The following is a 15,153-nucleotide window of genomic DNA, read 5'->3' as shown; positions in this document are numbered from 1 at the left end:
AAAATCCCCACATCCGCTCTAAGGATCTGGGGATTTACTCTTGATAAGGAAAAGTGATGGAGAATTTCGTGCCTACGTTCGGTTTGCTGTTTACGGTGACGGTGCCGCCAAACGTATGGATGACGTGATAGGAATACGTAAGACCCAAGCCGGTGCCGCTGGATTTGGTGGAAAAGTAAATGGACCCCAGCCGCTTCATTTGCCCTTCATCCATCCCCACGCCGTTGTCCTTGATGACCAGGATCGCTTTGCCTTCCTCCACCATCAGGGACAGGAACACTCTTCCTTTTCTCACATTGGCGCAGGCCTCGATCGCATTTTTGATGAAGTTGACGAGCACCTGCTTGATCTCATCCGGATTGGCCATGATGGTGACAGACGTTTCCGGTGTACGGACCTCCAACTCCACATTGTGCAGGATCGCAAAGGGCGACATCACGGCGCGCATGACCTTCAGCATTTCCGCGACGTTAACGGGCTCATACCGGTTTGTCAGCGGCTTTGAGATCGCGAGATATTCCGAGAGGATCATTTCCGTCCGTTGAATTTCGTCCATACAGATGTTCATGTACTGGGCGTTTTTGGTCAAATCCGTGGGGTTTTCCTGCATTAATCGCAGAAATCCTTTGACGGCCGTAAGCGGATTGCGCACCTCGTGGGCAAGGGAAGCGGCCACGTGGCTCATTGTCTCGATCTTTTCATTCTGTGCATGCTTGATAAAAATTTCCTTGTCCGATACCGATTTGCTGAAAAGGGACATCAATATCCAGATACCGAGTGAATTCTGCAGCGGAATCACAAGAAAGTGATAGGTAAGATTTTCAACAAAGTAGTGGGGGAAATAGAAATAGGTAAGGGTCAGGGCAACAATGGAAAACACCATGCCTGCCGAAATGGTGAAAATCGTTTTCCGGTGAGTTGTTTTATACGATCTGTACATAAGCAGGGACACCACGAAGGAAAAAACGGCAATCAGCATGGCGACGATCGATCCTTCGCCACCCAAATACAATCGATAAATGACAAATTCTCCAAGCAAAATGAGACCTGTCTGGATACCTCCGTAAACAAGCCCAAAAAACATGATGACATACCGAGTGTCAAAAATGACCCCGTCAATGACACTGGAGGCAAAGGTCATCGCGAGGAACAAGCTGATCGAACTGGTGAAGAGGATGAAGCTCCTGCTGAAATTTCTCATCTTGTCTCGGCAGTAGATATTGAACATCACAAAGGGAATTAATACAAAGAAAAATTGAAGGATGACTTCTTTTATTAGGCTCATCGGGCATCTCCACCGCAGACTGACTAACTATCATTTCCCGATATTTCGACACGCCCTTGCATAATCCCTCCCAAATTGTGGGTGTCTTTTGTCAGATGAACGCAAATTTTTAAAAGACCCAGTTGACAGGTGCGAATGCATTGATTATAGTCTGTATATATTAAAGCAAACGTTTCGAAAATAATAACTACTCTTATCCAGAGAAGGCTGAGGGAATGGCCCTATGAAGCCCGGCAACCTAGCACGCGAGAGGACTCTTGCGCGCCAAGGTGCTAACTCCAACAGGTAACGATACCTGACAGATGAGAGGCGGGAAATCGCTGATTTTAGCCTCTTTCTGTTGAAAGAGGCTTTTCTGCTTGACCTTTTCTGCGACGAGTCTATACACAAGGGGGAACATCCATGAAAAAGAAATTGGGTCTTCTGGTCACGCTGGCACTGACAGCTTCTCTCGCTTTGACAGCGTGCGGCAACGGCGGTGGAGCTGGCACGGCTGCTCCAAACGGCGCGTCTGGCGAGAAAACTAAGAAAATTGCGTTGATTATGCGTCAAAATGTTGGGACTTTTTCGGCGCAATACATCAACGGGGTCAAAAAAGAAGTGGAGAAAAACGGCGGCGAGCTGACGGTATTCAATGCGGACACCGATCTGGCGAAAATGGCTTCCAATCTCGATGCAGCGGTCAACCAGCACTTTGACGGCATCCTGATCGACCACGGTACAGCAGAAGCGCTGCAGCAAGGAACGCAAAAAGCGGTAGACAAGAAGATTCCTGTCGTCCTGTTCGACACGGACATCAAAATTCCGGGCGTGCCGATTGTAGCGCAGGACGACCAAAAGCTGGCTGACCTGAGCCTCGAGAAGCTGGCTGCGGACAATGGCAACAAAGGAAACATCGTGAAGATTTGGGTGGCAGGCTTTGCGCCTATGGAAAAACGTCAAATCACGTACGATGCATTCTTGAAGAAATATCCGGATATCAAAGAAGTAGCGGCTTTCGGTTCCGCGACCAACAATACCGCTCTGGATACGCAATCTCAGATGGAAGCGATCCTGAAGAAATATCCGAACAAAGGCGACATCACGGCAGTATGGGCAGCATGGGATGAGTTCGGTAAAGGTGCTACACGTGCGATCCAGCAAGCAGGACGCACCGAAATCAAAGTGTACTCCATCGACCTGAGCGATGAGGACCTGCAAATGATTCAGGAGCCAAACTCTCCTTGGGTAGCGACTGCTGCAGTTGACCCGTCCAACATCGGCCGCATCCAGGCGGAGACCGTGTTCAAGAAAATCAAAGGGGAAGAGGTTCCGGACAACGTCAACCTGACACCTGTTCTCGTGAAACAAGATGATCTGCCTAAGGACAAAAAAGTGACGATGGGCGATCTTTCCCAATACGTGAAAGAGTGGGGCAAGTAAGATCGGATAGAATGGCAGGCGATTCCCGTTGAACGCTCAACGGGAATCTTCCTTATCTAGGGGGTGTAAAGATTGGCAACCTTACAAATGCAAGGAATCGAGAAGCAATTTTCCGGTGTGCCTGCCCTGAGAACGGTGAATTTTGAAGTGAAGGCTGGAGAGGTACACGCCTTGCTGGGGGCAAACGGGGCCGGGAAAAGCACCTTGATGAAAATTCTCACAGGAGCCTATCAGCTGGACGGAGGAACCATTACAATCGATGGACAGCAGGTGTCGATCGAATCTCCGCAGGATGCCAAGGCACTCGGGATCCAATGTGTGTATCAGGAAGTCGATACGGCACTGATTCCCTATCTGAGCGTGGCGGAAAACATTTTGCTGGATCGGCTCGTTCAGGCAAAAGGCTCGGGACTGATCAACTGGCAGCGACTGTACACCGAATCGGAGGAGCTGCTGCGCGGGTTCGGATTTTCCATTCCCGTCAAAATGACCGTCGAGGAATGCTCCCTGTCGGAGAAACAGCTGATTTTGATTGCGCGTGCTACTGTGCAAAAAGCCAAGTACGTGATCTTTGACGAACCGACAGCGCCGCTCAGCACCAAGGAAAGCGAGCGGCTGTTTCAGATCATTGATCAGTTGAAGAAAGCAGGGGTCGGCATCATTTACATTTCCCACCGCCTGCCCGAAATCTTTGAAATCTGTGACCGCATCACCATCATGCGAGACGGTCAGCATGTGATTACGACAGAGACAGCGCAGACCAGCATGGATGAAGTCATCGGCCATATGCTCGGGAAAAGCTTTGCGGAGGAATTTCCGAAAGAAATCGTCCCTATCGGTCAGCCGGTCCTCGAAGTAAAAGGGGCCAAGGGCGGTAAGGTGCGCAGTGCCGATCTGACGGTGCATGAAGGGGAAATCGTAGGAGTCGTTGGCCTGGTCGGCGCTGGGAAAACCGAGCTGGCGCGCTTGCTGTTCGGAGCAGATGCGGCGGAAGCTGGGGAGATCAAGCTGAATGGGTCAACGCTGCGAATCCGCGACCCGAAAGATGCGGTTGACGCCGGGATCGTCCTCGTGCCGGAAGAACGACGCAAGGAAGGCATTTTCGTCGAAGAATCGGTAAAAAACAACCTTTCTGTGGCGACGATTTCCAAGTGGTCACCACTCGGATTTATCCGTAGAGGAGTAGAAGCGGGACAGGCAAAGGAGCTCGTCCAACGTCTGGGGGTCAAGACGGCGGATATCAGCCAGCTGGTCGGTTATCTCAGCGGGGGAAACCAGCAAAAGGTGGCGATCGGAAAATGGCTGGATACCGATGCGAGCATCTTCATGTTCGATGAGCCGACCAAGGGCGTGGACATCGGAGCGAAAAGCGATATTTACCGATTAATCGGGAACTTGGCCAAGCAAAAGAAAGGGATCCTCTACTTCTCTTGCGAGTTTCAGGAGGTCATCGGGATATCGGACCGGATTCTCGTCATGTTTGAGGGCAGGATCGTGAAGGAATTGAGCCCTGAAGGGGCAACCCAAGAATTAATCATGTATTATGCAAGCGGAGGTGAGTAATGTGGAAGGAAAGAAATTCAGTCTGTTTGATTTTGTGTACAAGTACGGTACAGTAGCGGTCATCGTCATTGTCATGCTCATCTTCAGCTTGACGAACCCGTATTTCTTTACTTATGACAACATTACCGATATTTTGCGTTCCATCTCGATTGTGACCTTTGTCGCGATCGGTGTGACGTTTTCCTTGATCGTCGGCGGCTTTGACCTGTCCGTAGGGTCGACCGTTTCCTTGACAACTGTCGTGGCAGCTTCCATGATGGTTTGGCATGAGCAAGGTCCCTTGCTGACGCTGATTGTTCCAATCGCGCTCAGTTTGTTGGTCGGGCTGATCAATGCGTTCCTGGTGGTGAAGATTCGCATTCCGGACCTGCTCGCGACATTGGCGATGCTCTATATCGTAAACGGCATTCATATGACGTATTCCAAAGGGTACTCCATTTACGCGAATATGCCGATGGAGGATGGAACGACAGCGCCGGGCAAATTCCAGGAGTGGTTCCTTTGGCTTGGCCAAGGCGAGATTGCTTCGGTTCCCGTGCCGGTTATTTTGACATTCCTGCTCGTGGTGATCACCCACATCTATCTGACCTATACGCGTCAGGGGCGGATGCTCTACATGACGGGTGGGAATCTGGAAGCGGCACGACTCTCCGGTATCCCGGTTAACCGTTATCGGACGCTGGCTTATGTACTTTCCGCTCTGTTTGCTGGTCTGGGCGGAATGCTTCTCGCTGCAAGGATCGGCACCGGTCAGGTCAGCAGCGGGAGCTCGATGCTGATGGATGCGGTTGCTGCAGCATTTGTGGGCTTTTCTGTCTTTGGTGCCGGGAAACCGAACGTCTTTGGCACTTTTGTCGGGGCGATCCTGATCGGCGTGCTGCTGAACGGGATGACCATGCTCAACCTGCCGTACTACGCCTACGATATCATCAAAGGGGTCGTGCTGGCACTCGCACTGGCTGTGACGTACTACCAGCTGCGCCGCAAGAGAAAAGCATAGCGTTTGAAAAAACCAACCGTGAACAGGTTGGTTTTTTCTTTGGAGAATCTCGTTATAATAGGAAAGGAATCCATCAGCTCGCTTTTGGGAAGGCGAAAATGAACAAAGGACGGTAAGGGAATGGCAAGAAGAGAAATTCAAGTGAAGCGAATGCTGCAATATTTTGTGGACGCGACTGTGCAACTGATCGAGGAGGAAGGGATTGAAAAAGTCAGCGCGCGCAAAATCGGGGAGAGAGCCGGCTACACCAGCTCGACGATCTACAACTACTTTGACGAGCTGTCCCATTTGATTTACTTTGCTTCCATGCGTTTTGTGAAAGAATATTTGCAAGAGCTGCCGGAGTATCTGGAGCGGGGGCAGACGTACGTGGAGAAGTACATCCTCAGCTGGGAGTGTTTTTGCAAGCATTCTTTTGAAAAACCGCAGATCTACCATGCTCTGTACATAGCCGATTTAGGGAAAAAGGCAGACGAGATGGTGAATCATTACTTTTCCATATATTCGAGCGACCTGATCGGCTTCACGGATGAAATCAAGCCAATGCTCTACAACCCGGACCTGACTTCCCGCAGCAAAGCATTGCTGGAGCTGGCCAAACGGGAACAAGACATCGATGACCAGACCATCGAGGAAGTCAATGAAATGTCGGTGCTGATCTGGGAGGGGATGATGACGACCGTCCTGAACAAGCGAAGAGACATGGATCCAGGGCAGGCAGCCGAAAAAACGATGAAGTACATCCGCAATTTGATGAAAGCGATGGAACAGGGGGCAAGCTAGCAAGCAAGCATTTTCGCCTTGACCCCTGTTTTTCATGGGCGCATAATAGGTTTATCGTGAATTATGAACGCGTTCATATATTGAACTTATTAACAATATCGTTTTGATAAAGGTGGGGTTGGCATGACAACTAGAGTCAAGCATAACGGGCTGATCGACTGCGATGTGCATCCGGTCTTGAGCGATTTTAACGAATTGGTTCCGTATTTGGATGAATCGATCCAGCAGTACATGAACATCGGCAAATTTGCCAAAGGAGCTTTGGCCAAGCAAAACAGCGGTTCTTTCAAATTTCCGTCTTCTGCTTATGCAAACCCGCTGCCTGTTCCTTTGCGGGCAGACGCTTTCCCGCCAAATGGAGATATTCCGGGAAGCGACCCTGCTTTTCTGGCGAGCGATTTACTCGACCGTTGCCAGACCGATTTTGCGATTTTGAATATTGGGCACGGAACGATGTCTGCCTTTCACAATGTCGAAGTCGCAGCGAAGTACACGTCTGCAGCAAATGACTGGCTGTACGGCAAATGGGTGAAGAGCGACCCGCGTTATCGGATGACGATGGAAATTACCCCGCTCGACCCGGCTCAGGCTGTCCAGGAAATCGAGCGAATCGGCAAACGGCCTGAAATCGTCGGGATCAACATGCACTGTGTGAACATTCCTCTTGGCAAGCGTCACTACTGGCCGATCTACGAAATCGCCGAAGCGTATGATCTGCCCATCGTGCTGCATCCTGATACCGAGGGAACAGGGGAATATGCTGCCAGCTTTGGAGTAGGACCGGCTTCTACTTATATGGAGTGGCATACCTCTCTCGGATTGATCGGGCAGCGCAATGTCATCAGCCTGGTATGCGAGGGAGTCTTTGAGCGGTTCCCGAACCTCAAAGTCAATTTCATCGAGTACGGCTTCTCCTGGATCGCACCGACGATGTGGCGCATGGATAAGAACTGGAAGGCACTCCGACATGAAGTCCCATGGGTCAAGATGCTGCCGAGCGAGTATATCCGCCGCAACATCCGGTTTGGCACACAGCCGATCGAGGAGCCTGCGCGTCCCAAGGATCTGGTCGAGCTGATCCAGATGATCGGTGCCGAGCACATGCTTTTGTTCTGCAGCGATTACCCGCATTGGGACGGGGATGAGCTGGAGCGGGCCTTCCTGCATTTTCCGGGGGAGCTTCGGCACAAAGTCTTTTACGAAAACCCTCTGGCTTCGTTCAGAATCCAGCCATAGGAAAGGAGCACGAGTATCATGAGCGCACAGGAAAAACATCGTTTGGTCGTGTGTTCCGCCGAAGAGCTGCGGGAGGGAGATCGCAGGCTGATTGAGTTGGACGGAGTAGAGATCGGACTGCTGCGTGCCGAGGGGACATGCTACGCTTTTCGCAACAGCTGCCCCCATCAAGGCGTCCCGATGCTGTACGGATCAGTCGTAGGCACGATGCTGCCTTCACAGCCGCAGGAATACGTCTACGGGCTGCACAACGAAATCATTCGCTGCCCGCTGCACGGCTGGGAATTCAGCCTGAAGACGGGGAAAGCGATGTTCTCGCCTGCGGTTTCGATCAAGATGTACGAGGTGAAGGAAGAGGGCGATGAGGTCGTCCTGTATTTGGATCGACAGCCCCAGAGCATCACGCGCAAGCAATTTGCCTGCGTGCTGTAGGAGAACGGGAGAAAACAGAGACTTGACGGGACGAACAAAAAAGCGTACGATCTAATTCGTATTATTTATATCGGAAAACTTTGTATTGAAAGGGAGGTCACCATGAAAAAGTCGTATGTATCCCTATTCCTTTCGCTTGTAGTTGCACTTGCGGTAGCTGGTTGCGGAGGAGGGCAGGGACAAGCCCCGCAAGCAGGAGGAGAATCGAACACAGGAAATGCTGGGGCAGGTCAAGCCGAACATCTGAAGGTCGGCATCATGTCCGGTCCGGAAGAAGACATTTGGAAAGTCGTGAAGGAAGTAGCGGCAAAAGACGGTCTGGATGTGGAACTGGTTGTATTCAGCGACTACGTACAGCCAAACAAAGTATTGGAAGACGGGCAGCTGGACGCGAACGCATTCCAACACGTGCCGTACCTCGAAGAATTCAATGCAGGTCAAGGAACCCACATCGCCAAGCTCGCGGATACGATCAACTATCCGATCGGCATGTACTCCAAAAAGATCAAGGATGTTTCCGAGCTGAAAGAAGGGGACCTGATCGGCTTGCCAAACGACCCGACCAACGGGGCGCGTGCGCTGATCCTGTTTGAACAAGCGGGCCTGATCAGACTGAAAGAAGGCGTCGGCGTCAAAGCGACTGTGCGTGACATCATCGACAATCCGAAGAAACTCGAGTTCAAAGAGATGGATGCCGCTTTCCTCACAAAAGCGCTGGATGATTTGACAGCTGCTGTCATCAACAGCAACTTTGCCATCGAAAGCGGTCTGGTGCCTACGAAAGATGCGATCTACATGGAACCGAAAGATTCACCATGGGTAAATATTATCGCAGTTCGTGCAGGAGACAAAGACAAGCCAGTGTTCCAGAAGCTGGTCAAAGCCTTCCATTCTGACGAAGTGAAAAAACTGGTGACGGATAAATACGGAGATTCGATGGTTCCTGCTTGGTAAGCGAAATCGATGCATTCTCTGGTGAACAGGTCTCTTCCTTTTAGGAGGGGACCTTGCTCATAGAATCGTGCATTTAGAGAAAGGAAGTGGCGTATGAAAAACACCTATGATGTCATTGTTTTGGGGGCGGGCTCCATGGGAATGGCTGCTGGAGCCTTTTTAGCGAAGCAGCATGCCAAGGTACTGCTGATCGATGCCTTCGATCCTCCGCACACGAAGGGGAGTCATCACGGAGATACGCGAATGATCCGCCACGCCTACGGGGAAGGCAAAAAATACGTTCCGATGGTGCTGCGCGCGCAGGAGCTGTGGGAAGACCTCGAGCGAGAAACGGGGAAGCATCTTTTTGAACGCACCGGAGTGCTCGGGCTGGCGAATATCGGTTCCGCCTTTTTGGAGGAAGAAATCAACAGCGCCAAACAATTTGACTTGCCGTTGGAACTCCTGCAGCCGGAGGAAGTGAGAAAGCGCTGGCCGGGCATTGCCGTGACGGAAGAGATCATGGGCGCATTCGAGCCAAATTCGGGACTTTTGTACAGCGAAGAGTGCATTCGTGCATACCGGCAGCTGGCTTTGCAGCATGACGCGGCCCTGTTCACGAATACCCGAGCCAAGTCTATCACGTATCATGCAGATGGCGTCACGGTGCACACCCTCCAAGGAGATTACCATGCGGACAAGCTGATCGTGACAGCAGGGGCGTGGACAGGTCAGCTTCTCCAGGAGCTGGAGATTCCGCTGCAGCCATTCCGCAAGACCGTCGTCTGGTACGAAGCGGATGAAGCCGCGTACGGGTTAGGGAAGTTCCCATCATATTTCGTGGACTTGCCAGGTGACCGCTTCTACGGCTTCCCGAGCATCCAGGGATCTGGACTTAAGCTTGGCAGTCATGATGCTGGGGTGAATGTGAATCCTGATGAGGTGAACCGCCAATTTGGCAGCGAACCCGGTGATGACGGCGATTTGTTTACCGTAGCAAAGCGGTTCTTCCCGCATGTCGGAGGCAAACTGGTACGCGGCCAAGTCTGCCTGGTCACCTGGACGCCGGATCACGATTTCATCATCGACCGGCATCCCAGCCACGATCACGTCCTGATCGTATCGGCCTGCTCGGCGCACGGCTTCAAATTTGCCAGCGTGGTGGGGGAGATATCTGCGCAGTTGACCTTGCAGGGAAAGACGAACTTTGATTTGTCGCCATTTGCGCTCAGCCGATTCGCATGAGAGCTTTCCGTAAATAGGATATAATGAAGGTATTCTTTTACGCAGGAGGATAGTTGCATGTCCATTCAAAACGAATTAGATTTGATCGGTCTGAAGCGAATCGGCAGGATCGTGGCTGAGGCGAGAGAAGCCATGCTGCAGGCAGTCAGGCGAGGTGTGTCGACAAAAGATCTGGACGAGATCGGAAGGGCCGTGTTGACGAAATACGGCGCCCAATCTGCCCCGAAGAAAGAGTACGAATTTCCGGGATACACGTGCATCAGTGTCAATCATGTAGTCGCACATGGCATACCCGATGATTATCAGCTGAAGGACGGTGATCTGATCAATGTCGACGTATCTGCGGAGCTCGATGGCTATTATGCAGATACGGGGGCATCGATCGTGGTCGGCGCAAGTGATGAACGCAAGCAGGCGCTGTGCAAGTGTGCGGAGGAGTCGCTGTACAAGGCGCTGGCATCCGCCAAGGCAGGCTCCAAACTGAGCCAGATCGGGCGGATTGTCCAGAATGAAGCGCGTCGAAACGGCTTTACCGTGGTGAAAAACCTGACCGGCCATGGGATTGGGAGAAGCCTCCATGAGGAACCTACTCATATTCTGAATTACTATGACAAGTGGGATAAAAGATTGCTCACAGATGGTATGGTAATCGCAGTCGAGACTTTCATTTCGACAGGCGCAGAGTACGTAGACGACGGACGGGACGGCTGGGCGCTGATCACGCCAGACAAAAGCCTGGTAGCCCAGTACGAGCATACGGTTGTCGTAACGGGTGGGCAGCCGATCATTTTAACCGCATAGCTTGGCGTATGGGAAAGGACTCCAGTCTGTCGGAGTCCTTTTTATCGTCCCTATCGCGCAAGTCCTTTCTCAATTGTGCGACAGAAAGTAGGAAAAGATCATCATGGGCGACGAAAATGTATATGCATGTAAAGATTGCCGATGCCCTGATAAAGCTAGGAGACGAGACTGGGGGAGGGATTCCTGTGAGTAAAGTGGTAGCGAGTATGGCAGGAAGTGTGTGGAAGGTGCTGGTGAAGCCGGGAGACGCAGTCGTAGAGGGGCAGGATGTCGTCATCCTGGAATCCATGAAGATGGAAATTCCGATCGCAGCCGAAAGCGACGGGATCGTCAAGGAAGTGAAAGTAGCCGAAGCCGATTTCGTCAATGAAGGAGATGTCCTCATAGAATTGTCCTGATCATAGGAAAAGAAGAAAAACAAGCTGCGAACCGATGCCAGCTTGTTTTTTTACATCGAATGGAAGAAGTGCGGCCTAACAGAAACGGTGCTTTTTAGTGATAGTCGAGCAGCATTCCGTGGCTGACGAATACCCCGTCTACTTCGTCGTGTAGCGCAAGCATGCCGTCTGGAGTGTCCATCGGGGATGCTAAAGATGCCCCCAGTACAATCGAGGAAATAGCTGCAGCAAGGGCTCCTGCGATTACTAACTCTTTCATGGGCGGGTTCCTCCTTCAGATTGGCTGTCTGCATATGGTCGATCCTCTTACTATGATAGTATGTGGTTTTTGCCTTCGATACTAGACTTTATTTGCAGAAGAAAGGTTTTGCCGGATCGGCTACAATGGGAGTAAGAGAGTAGAAAGGAGAGGATGGAATGCTGCAGCACAACCTCAACCAAGAGCTGGAATGGTTCCAAGCTATCATCCATTCTATCCACGATGGCGTTCTTGTCATTGATCGGGATGAGATCGTCCGTCTGATCAACCCGGAATATACGAGAATCACGGGAGTTCGGCCTGAAGTCATTTTGGGACAGCCGCTGCGATCCGTGCGGCCCGGAGCCCAGTTGGTAGACACCCTGCGGGATGGGAAGACCCGAGCTGGTATCTATCGCAAAGAAGGAACCACGGAATACGTCGTGGATATGGCTCCGATCTTGCTGCATGGGGAGATCGTAGGGGCTGTTTCGATCTGCAAAGGATTGACGGAAGTCCACAAGCTCTCTTTGGAGCTGGAGAAAAATAAAGAAAAGCTGCTTCAGCTAGAGAAGGCGATGGGTTCTCTTTACCAGACCAAGTATACCTTTGGCCATGTAGTCGGAGCAGGGAATGGACTGGGGGCCATCGTTCATATTGCCAAAAAAGCGGCAGACTCCCAGCTGCCCGTGCTGATTACCGGGGAGAGCGGGACGGGAAAGGAGCTGTTTGCTCAGTCCATCCACAACGAGAGTAAGAGGGCTAATCGTCCCTTCATACCGGTGAACTGTGCTGCCATCCCGGCTGCATTGCTGGAAAGTGAGCTGTTTGGCTACGAGGAAGGCTCTTTTACCAATGCGAAAAAAGGCGGGAAAATGGGGTTGTTTGAAATTGCTCATGGGGGCACTCTCTTTTTGGATGAAATCGGGGAGCTTCCGTACGATTTGCAGGCCAAGCTGCTGCGTGTCCTGCAGGAGCGTTCCATTCGCAAGGTAGGGGAAGTCAGGGAGCGCACGATCGATGTCCGTGTGATTGCCGCTACCAATAGAGATCTTACGCAGCTGGTAGAAAAGAAGCTTTTTCGCGAGGATTTGTACTACCGGCTCCATGTCCTTTCGATTCATATTCCCGCTTTGCGCGAACGGCGGGGAGATATCCCTGAGCTCGTTGCCTCTTTTCTGCGAACCTCCGCTGATCATCCTTTCACCATTGAGAAGGAAGCTCTCCAGCTTTTGCAGCAATACGATTGGCCGGGGAACATCCGCGAACTGAAAAATACGGTTGATTACAGCATGTGCATGGCAGAAGGAACGCATATCCAATTGAATCATTTGCCAGCTTATTTGCAACAGATGAATCGGGCCTATCCGGACTTTTCTCACGCAGCATCGCATTCGTCACTGCGAGAGGTAGTGGATGATGCGGAGCGCAGGTGGATACGGGAGACGCTCTGCCAGTTCGGTGAAGATGTAGAAGAACGGAAAAAGGCCGCAAAGCGCTTGGGCATTTCCTTGGCTACACTCTATAACAAGATGCGCAAATATCGGCTGCTCCACACCTCCAAGGATTCTAAATCTTTAGAATAACGTTCTAAAAAGGTGTAATGGTGAAGGCTGCACGGCCGCTACGCACTTTCGGGCATGTGTCGCGAGGAACCGTTTTAAAAAAATAGAATGGCAGCAAAAAAGAAAGCGCTTTATAAAAGCGTTTTCTTTTTTGGTATACGACTTGCATAACGAGGAGTGTGATCAAATTTGTTAGGGGGGTAGCAATGTTAGCCTTGTTTGGTTTTCTGACGGTTGGACTCTTTCTTGCATTGATTATGACAAAGCGTGTTTCTGTGATGGTTTCCTTGATTCTCGTTCCTCTTGTGTTCGCGATCATCGGCGGATTTGCTCCCGAGATGGGCAAGATGATGCTCGATGGAATAACGAAAGTAGCGCCGACGGGCATCATGGTAGGCTTTGCCGTTCTGTACTTTGGCTTGATGATCGATACGGGTCTGTTTGATCCCTTTATTTCAAAAATGATCCGGCTGGTGAAGGGAGATCCGATCAAGGTCGCGATCGGTACGGCCGTCCTCACGATGATCGTGGCATTGGATGGGGATGGGGCTTCGACGTTCATGATTACGATTTCGGCCCTGCTGCCGCTCTACAAGCGATTGGATATGAGCCCGCTCGTCCTTTCAGGGATTGTCTGTCTTGGTGCAGGTGTGATGAATATCGCACCCTGGGGTGGACCTACTGCGAGAGCCATGACCGTCCTGCATACCGACTCGGCACAGCTGTTCAATCCAGTCATTCCGGCGATGATTGCGGGGATGGTCTGGGTGCTGTTCGCGTCTTACTGGCTCGGTAAAAAGGAGCGTAGCCGCCTCGGGATTATCCAGCTGAGTGAGGCAGAGGGGAAAGTCGAGCTGGGGGCGGAGCATACGAAGCGACCGCAGCTCTTCTGGTTCAATCTGATTTTGACGATTGTGCTGGTCGTCTCGCTGGTCAAAGTGCTGCTGCCGCTTCCCGTTCTGTTCATGATTGCCTTTGCGATTGCTCTCCTGATCAACTACCCAAAGCCTCAGGAGCAGCAAGAGCGTCTGGTTAGTCACGCTGGAAACGTGGTTATGGTGATCACCATGATCTTTGCAGCAGGTATTTTCACGGGAATTCTGACGGGAACGAAAATGATTGAAGCGATGGCTGCGGCGCTTGTCTCCATTATTCCGGATTCGCTCGCAAGTTCCTTACCCATCCTCGTGGCGATTACGAGCATGCCGCTCAGCTTGGTCTTTACTCCGGATGCTTATTATTTTGGGGTTTTGCCGATTCTCAGTGAGACAGCCAGCAATTTTGGAATGGACCCGCTGGCGGTAGGACGGGCGGCGATTTTGGGCCAGATGACCACGGGCTTCCCACTCAGTCCATTGACGGCTTCGACGTTTATTTTGGTGGGTCTCGCGGGTGTTACGCTTGGCGAGCATCAACGCTTTATTTTTAAATGGGCATTTGGCACGACGATCGTCATGACCATTGTCGCCCTCGCCACAGGTGCTATTACATGATGAGGTGATGACATGTTGAGAATTGGCTCTGGAGCCGGTTTCGCCGGTGACAGATTGGAGCCCGCTGTCTTATTGGCGGAGCAAGGAAAGCTGGATTACCTGGTGCTGGAATGTCTGGCGGAGCGCACGATCGCATTGGCGCAGAGGAGGAAGCTGGAAAATCCTGCTCTCGGCTACGATGCCTTGTTGGAGAAAAGAATGGAGCTTCTGCTGCCGATCCTGAAGAAAAATCGCGTGCGGCTCGTGACCAATATGGGGGCAGCCAACCCCGTAGCGGCTGCTGAAAAGATCATCGAGATCGCCCGGCGGCAAGGTTTATCTATTAAAGTGGCAGCGGTGACGGGGGACGATGTGCTGGAGAAGCTGCATCCAGAGCAGCGCACCCTGGAATCGAACGAACCGTTGTCTTCGTACGGTCCGCTGATTTCCGCCAACGCGTACATCGGAGCCGCAGCCCTGTTACCGGCGCTTGAGACAGGTGCGGATATCATCGTGGCAGGGCGGGTGGCCGACCCCTCGCTGTTTTTGGCACCCATGATGCATCATTACGGCTGGTCATGGGAGGAGAAGGACAAGCTGGCGCAAGGTACGGTAATAGGTCATCTGCTAGAGTGCGCGGGGCAAATCACGGGCGGGTATTTTGCTGACCCGGGGAAAAAAGAGGTGGCCGGACTGGCAGAGCTGGGCTTTCCTTTTGCCGATATCGATCACGATGGGACAGCGGTCATTTCGAAAATCGAAGGCACTGGCGGCGTCATC

At 51.8% G+C, this 15,153-nt stretch carries 15 protein-coding genes and 1 riboswitch (1 of these 16 only partly in view); of the genes, 13 read left to right on the top strand and 2 right to left on the bottom strand.

The genetic code is table 11. The annotated features are described in order from the left end of the window. Positions 1 to 34: 34 nt before the first annotated feature. Positions 35 to 1,285, bottom strand: a complete 1,251-nt coding sequence (locus JNE38_RS27675; RefSeq protein WP_203354252.1) for an ATP-binding protein — start codon at positions 1,283 to 1,285, stop codon at positions 35 to 37. 190 nt (positions 1,286 to 1,475) lie between these two features. Further along, positions 1,476 to 1,594: riboswitch (SAM riboswitch) on the top strand. Positions 1,595 to 1,687: 93 nt separating this feature from the next. On the opposite strand from JNE38_RS27675, the gene JNE38_RS27670 reads away from it, so the two are divergent. The 10 genes from JNE38_RS27670 (at position 1,688) to JNE38_RS27625 (ending at position 11,098) form a co-directional block, all read left to right on the top strand. Further along, positions 1,688 to 2,707 carry a sugar ABC transporter substrate-binding protein gene (locus tag JNE38_RS27670; protein ID WP_203354251.1) on the top strand — a complete coding sequence of 340 codons (1,020 nt, stop codon included), beginning with the start codon at positions 1,688 to 1,690 and terminating at the stop codon, positions 2,705 to 2,707. Between the two features lie 72 nt (positions 2,708 to 2,779). Continuing rightward, complete coding sequence (locus JNE38_RS27665; protein WP_203354250.1) at positions 2,780 to 4,270, top strand: sugar ABC transporter ATP-binding protein; 1,491 nt, start codon at positions 2,780 to 2,782, stop codon at positions 4,268 to 4,270. Position 4,271: 1 nt separating this feature from the next. Continuing rightward, entirely contained in the window at positions 4,272 to 5,270 is a 999-nt protein-coding gene (locus JNE38_RS27660; protein ID WP_203354249.1) for an ABC transporter permease, read from the top strand. 120 nt (positions 5,271 to 5,390) lie between these two features. After that, positions 5,391 to 6,053, top strand: a complete 663-nt coding sequence (locus JNE38_RS27655) for a TetR/AcrR family transcriptional regulator (RefSeq protein ID WP_203354248.1) — start codon at positions 5,391 to 5,393, stop codon at positions 6,051 to 6,053. Positions 6,054 to 6,176: 123 nt separating this feature from the next. Beyond that, positions 6,177 to 7,289: an amidohydrolase family protein gene (locus JNE38_RS27650; RefSeq protein WP_203354247.1), complete on the top strand. Its 1,113-nt coding sequence runs from the start codon at positions 6,177 to 6,179 to the stop codon at positions 7,287 to 7,289. 18 nt (positions 7,290 to 7,307) lie between these two features. After that, positions 7,308 to 7,721 carry a Rieske (2Fe-2S) protein gene (locus tag JNE38_RS27645; RefSeq protein WP_203354246.1) on the top strand — a complete coding sequence of 138 codons (414 nt, stop codon included), beginning with the start codon at positions 7,308 to 7,310 and terminating at the stop codon, positions 7,719 to 7,721. A 102-nt stretch (positions 7,722 to 7,823) separates the two neighbouring features. Next, the gene (locus JNE38_RS27640; protein WP_203354245.1) at positions 7,824 to 8,675 is read left to right on the top strand and encodes a MetQ/NlpA family ABC transporter substrate-binding protein; all 852 of its coding nucleotides are present in this window, start codon (positions 7,824 to 7,826) and stop codon (positions 8,673 to 8,675) included. 93 nt (positions 8,676 to 8,768) lie between these two features. Continuing rightward, the gene (gene solA / locus JNE38_RS27635) at positions 8,769 to 9,899 is read left to right on the top strand and encodes an N-methyl-L-tryptophan oxidase (RefSeq protein ID WP_203354244.1); all 1,131 of its coding nucleotides are present in this window, start codon (positions 8,769 to 8,771) and stop codon (positions 9,897 to 9,899) included. A 57-nt stretch (positions 9,900 to 9,956) separates the two neighbouring features. Beyond that, positions 9,957 to 10,700, top strand: coding sequence for a type I methionyl aminopeptidase (map, locus tag JNE38_RS27630; RefSeq protein WP_203354243.1), 744 nt, complete (start codon positions 9,957 to 9,959; stop codon positions 10,698 to 10,700). A 185-nt stretch (positions 10,701 to 10,885) separates the two neighbouring features. After that, positions 10,886 to 11,098 carry an acetyl-CoA carboxylase biotin carboxyl carrier protein subunit gene (locus JNE38_RS27625; RefSeq protein ID WP_203354242.1) on the top strand — a complete coding sequence of 71 codons (213 nt, stop codon included), beginning with the start codon at positions 10,886 to 10,888 and terminating at the stop codon, positions 11,096 to 11,098. Between the two features lie 94 nt (positions 11,099 to 11,192). Here the strand turns inward: JNE38_RS27625 and JNE38_RS27620 are convergent, their stop codons facing one another. Further along, entirely contained in the window at positions 11,193 to 11,357 is a 165-nt protein-coding gene (locus JNE38_RS27620) for a hypothetical protein (protein ID WP_203354241.1), read from the bottom strand. A gap of 158 nt (positions 11,358 to 11,515) precedes the next feature. Between JNE38_RS27620 and JNE38_RS27615 the strand changes: the two genes are divergently transcribed. The 3 genes from JNE38_RS27615 to JNE38_RS27605 form a co-directional block, all read left to right on the top strand. Then, on the top strand, positions 11,516 to 12,922 hold the full coding sequence (locus JNE38_RS27615; RefSeq protein ID WP_203354240.1) for a sigma-54 interaction domain-containing protein: 1,407 nt from the start codon (positions 11,516 to 11,518) through the stop codon (positions 12,920 to 12,922). Positions 12,923 to 13,107: 185 nt separating this feature from the next. Beyond that, on the top strand, positions 13,108 to 14,394 hold the full coding sequence (locus tag JNE38_RS27610; RefSeq protein WP_203354239.1) for a CitMHS family transporter: 1,287 nt from the start codon (positions 13,108 to 13,110) through the stop codon (positions 14,392 to 14,394). A 12-nt stretch (positions 14,395 to 14,406) separates the two neighbouring features. Then, positions 14,407 to 15,153, top strand: partial view of an acyclic terpene utilization AtuA family protein gene (locus tag JNE38_RS27605; protein WP_203354238.1) — the 5' portion only. The gene runs 570 nt beyond the window's last position; 747 of the gene's 1,317 nt are visible here — the first part of the coding sequence; the start codon lies at positions 14,407 to 14,409; the stop codon falls past the right edge of the window.

Source organism: Brevibacillus choshinensis (assembly GCF_016811915.1).
Taxonomy (GTDB): Bacteria; Bacillota; Bacilli; order Brevibacillales; family Brevibacillaceae; genus Brevibacillus; species Brevibacillus choshinensis_A.
Note: the sequence above shows the minus strand (reverse complement) of the source record. Positions and strands in the feature narration are given on the sequence as shown.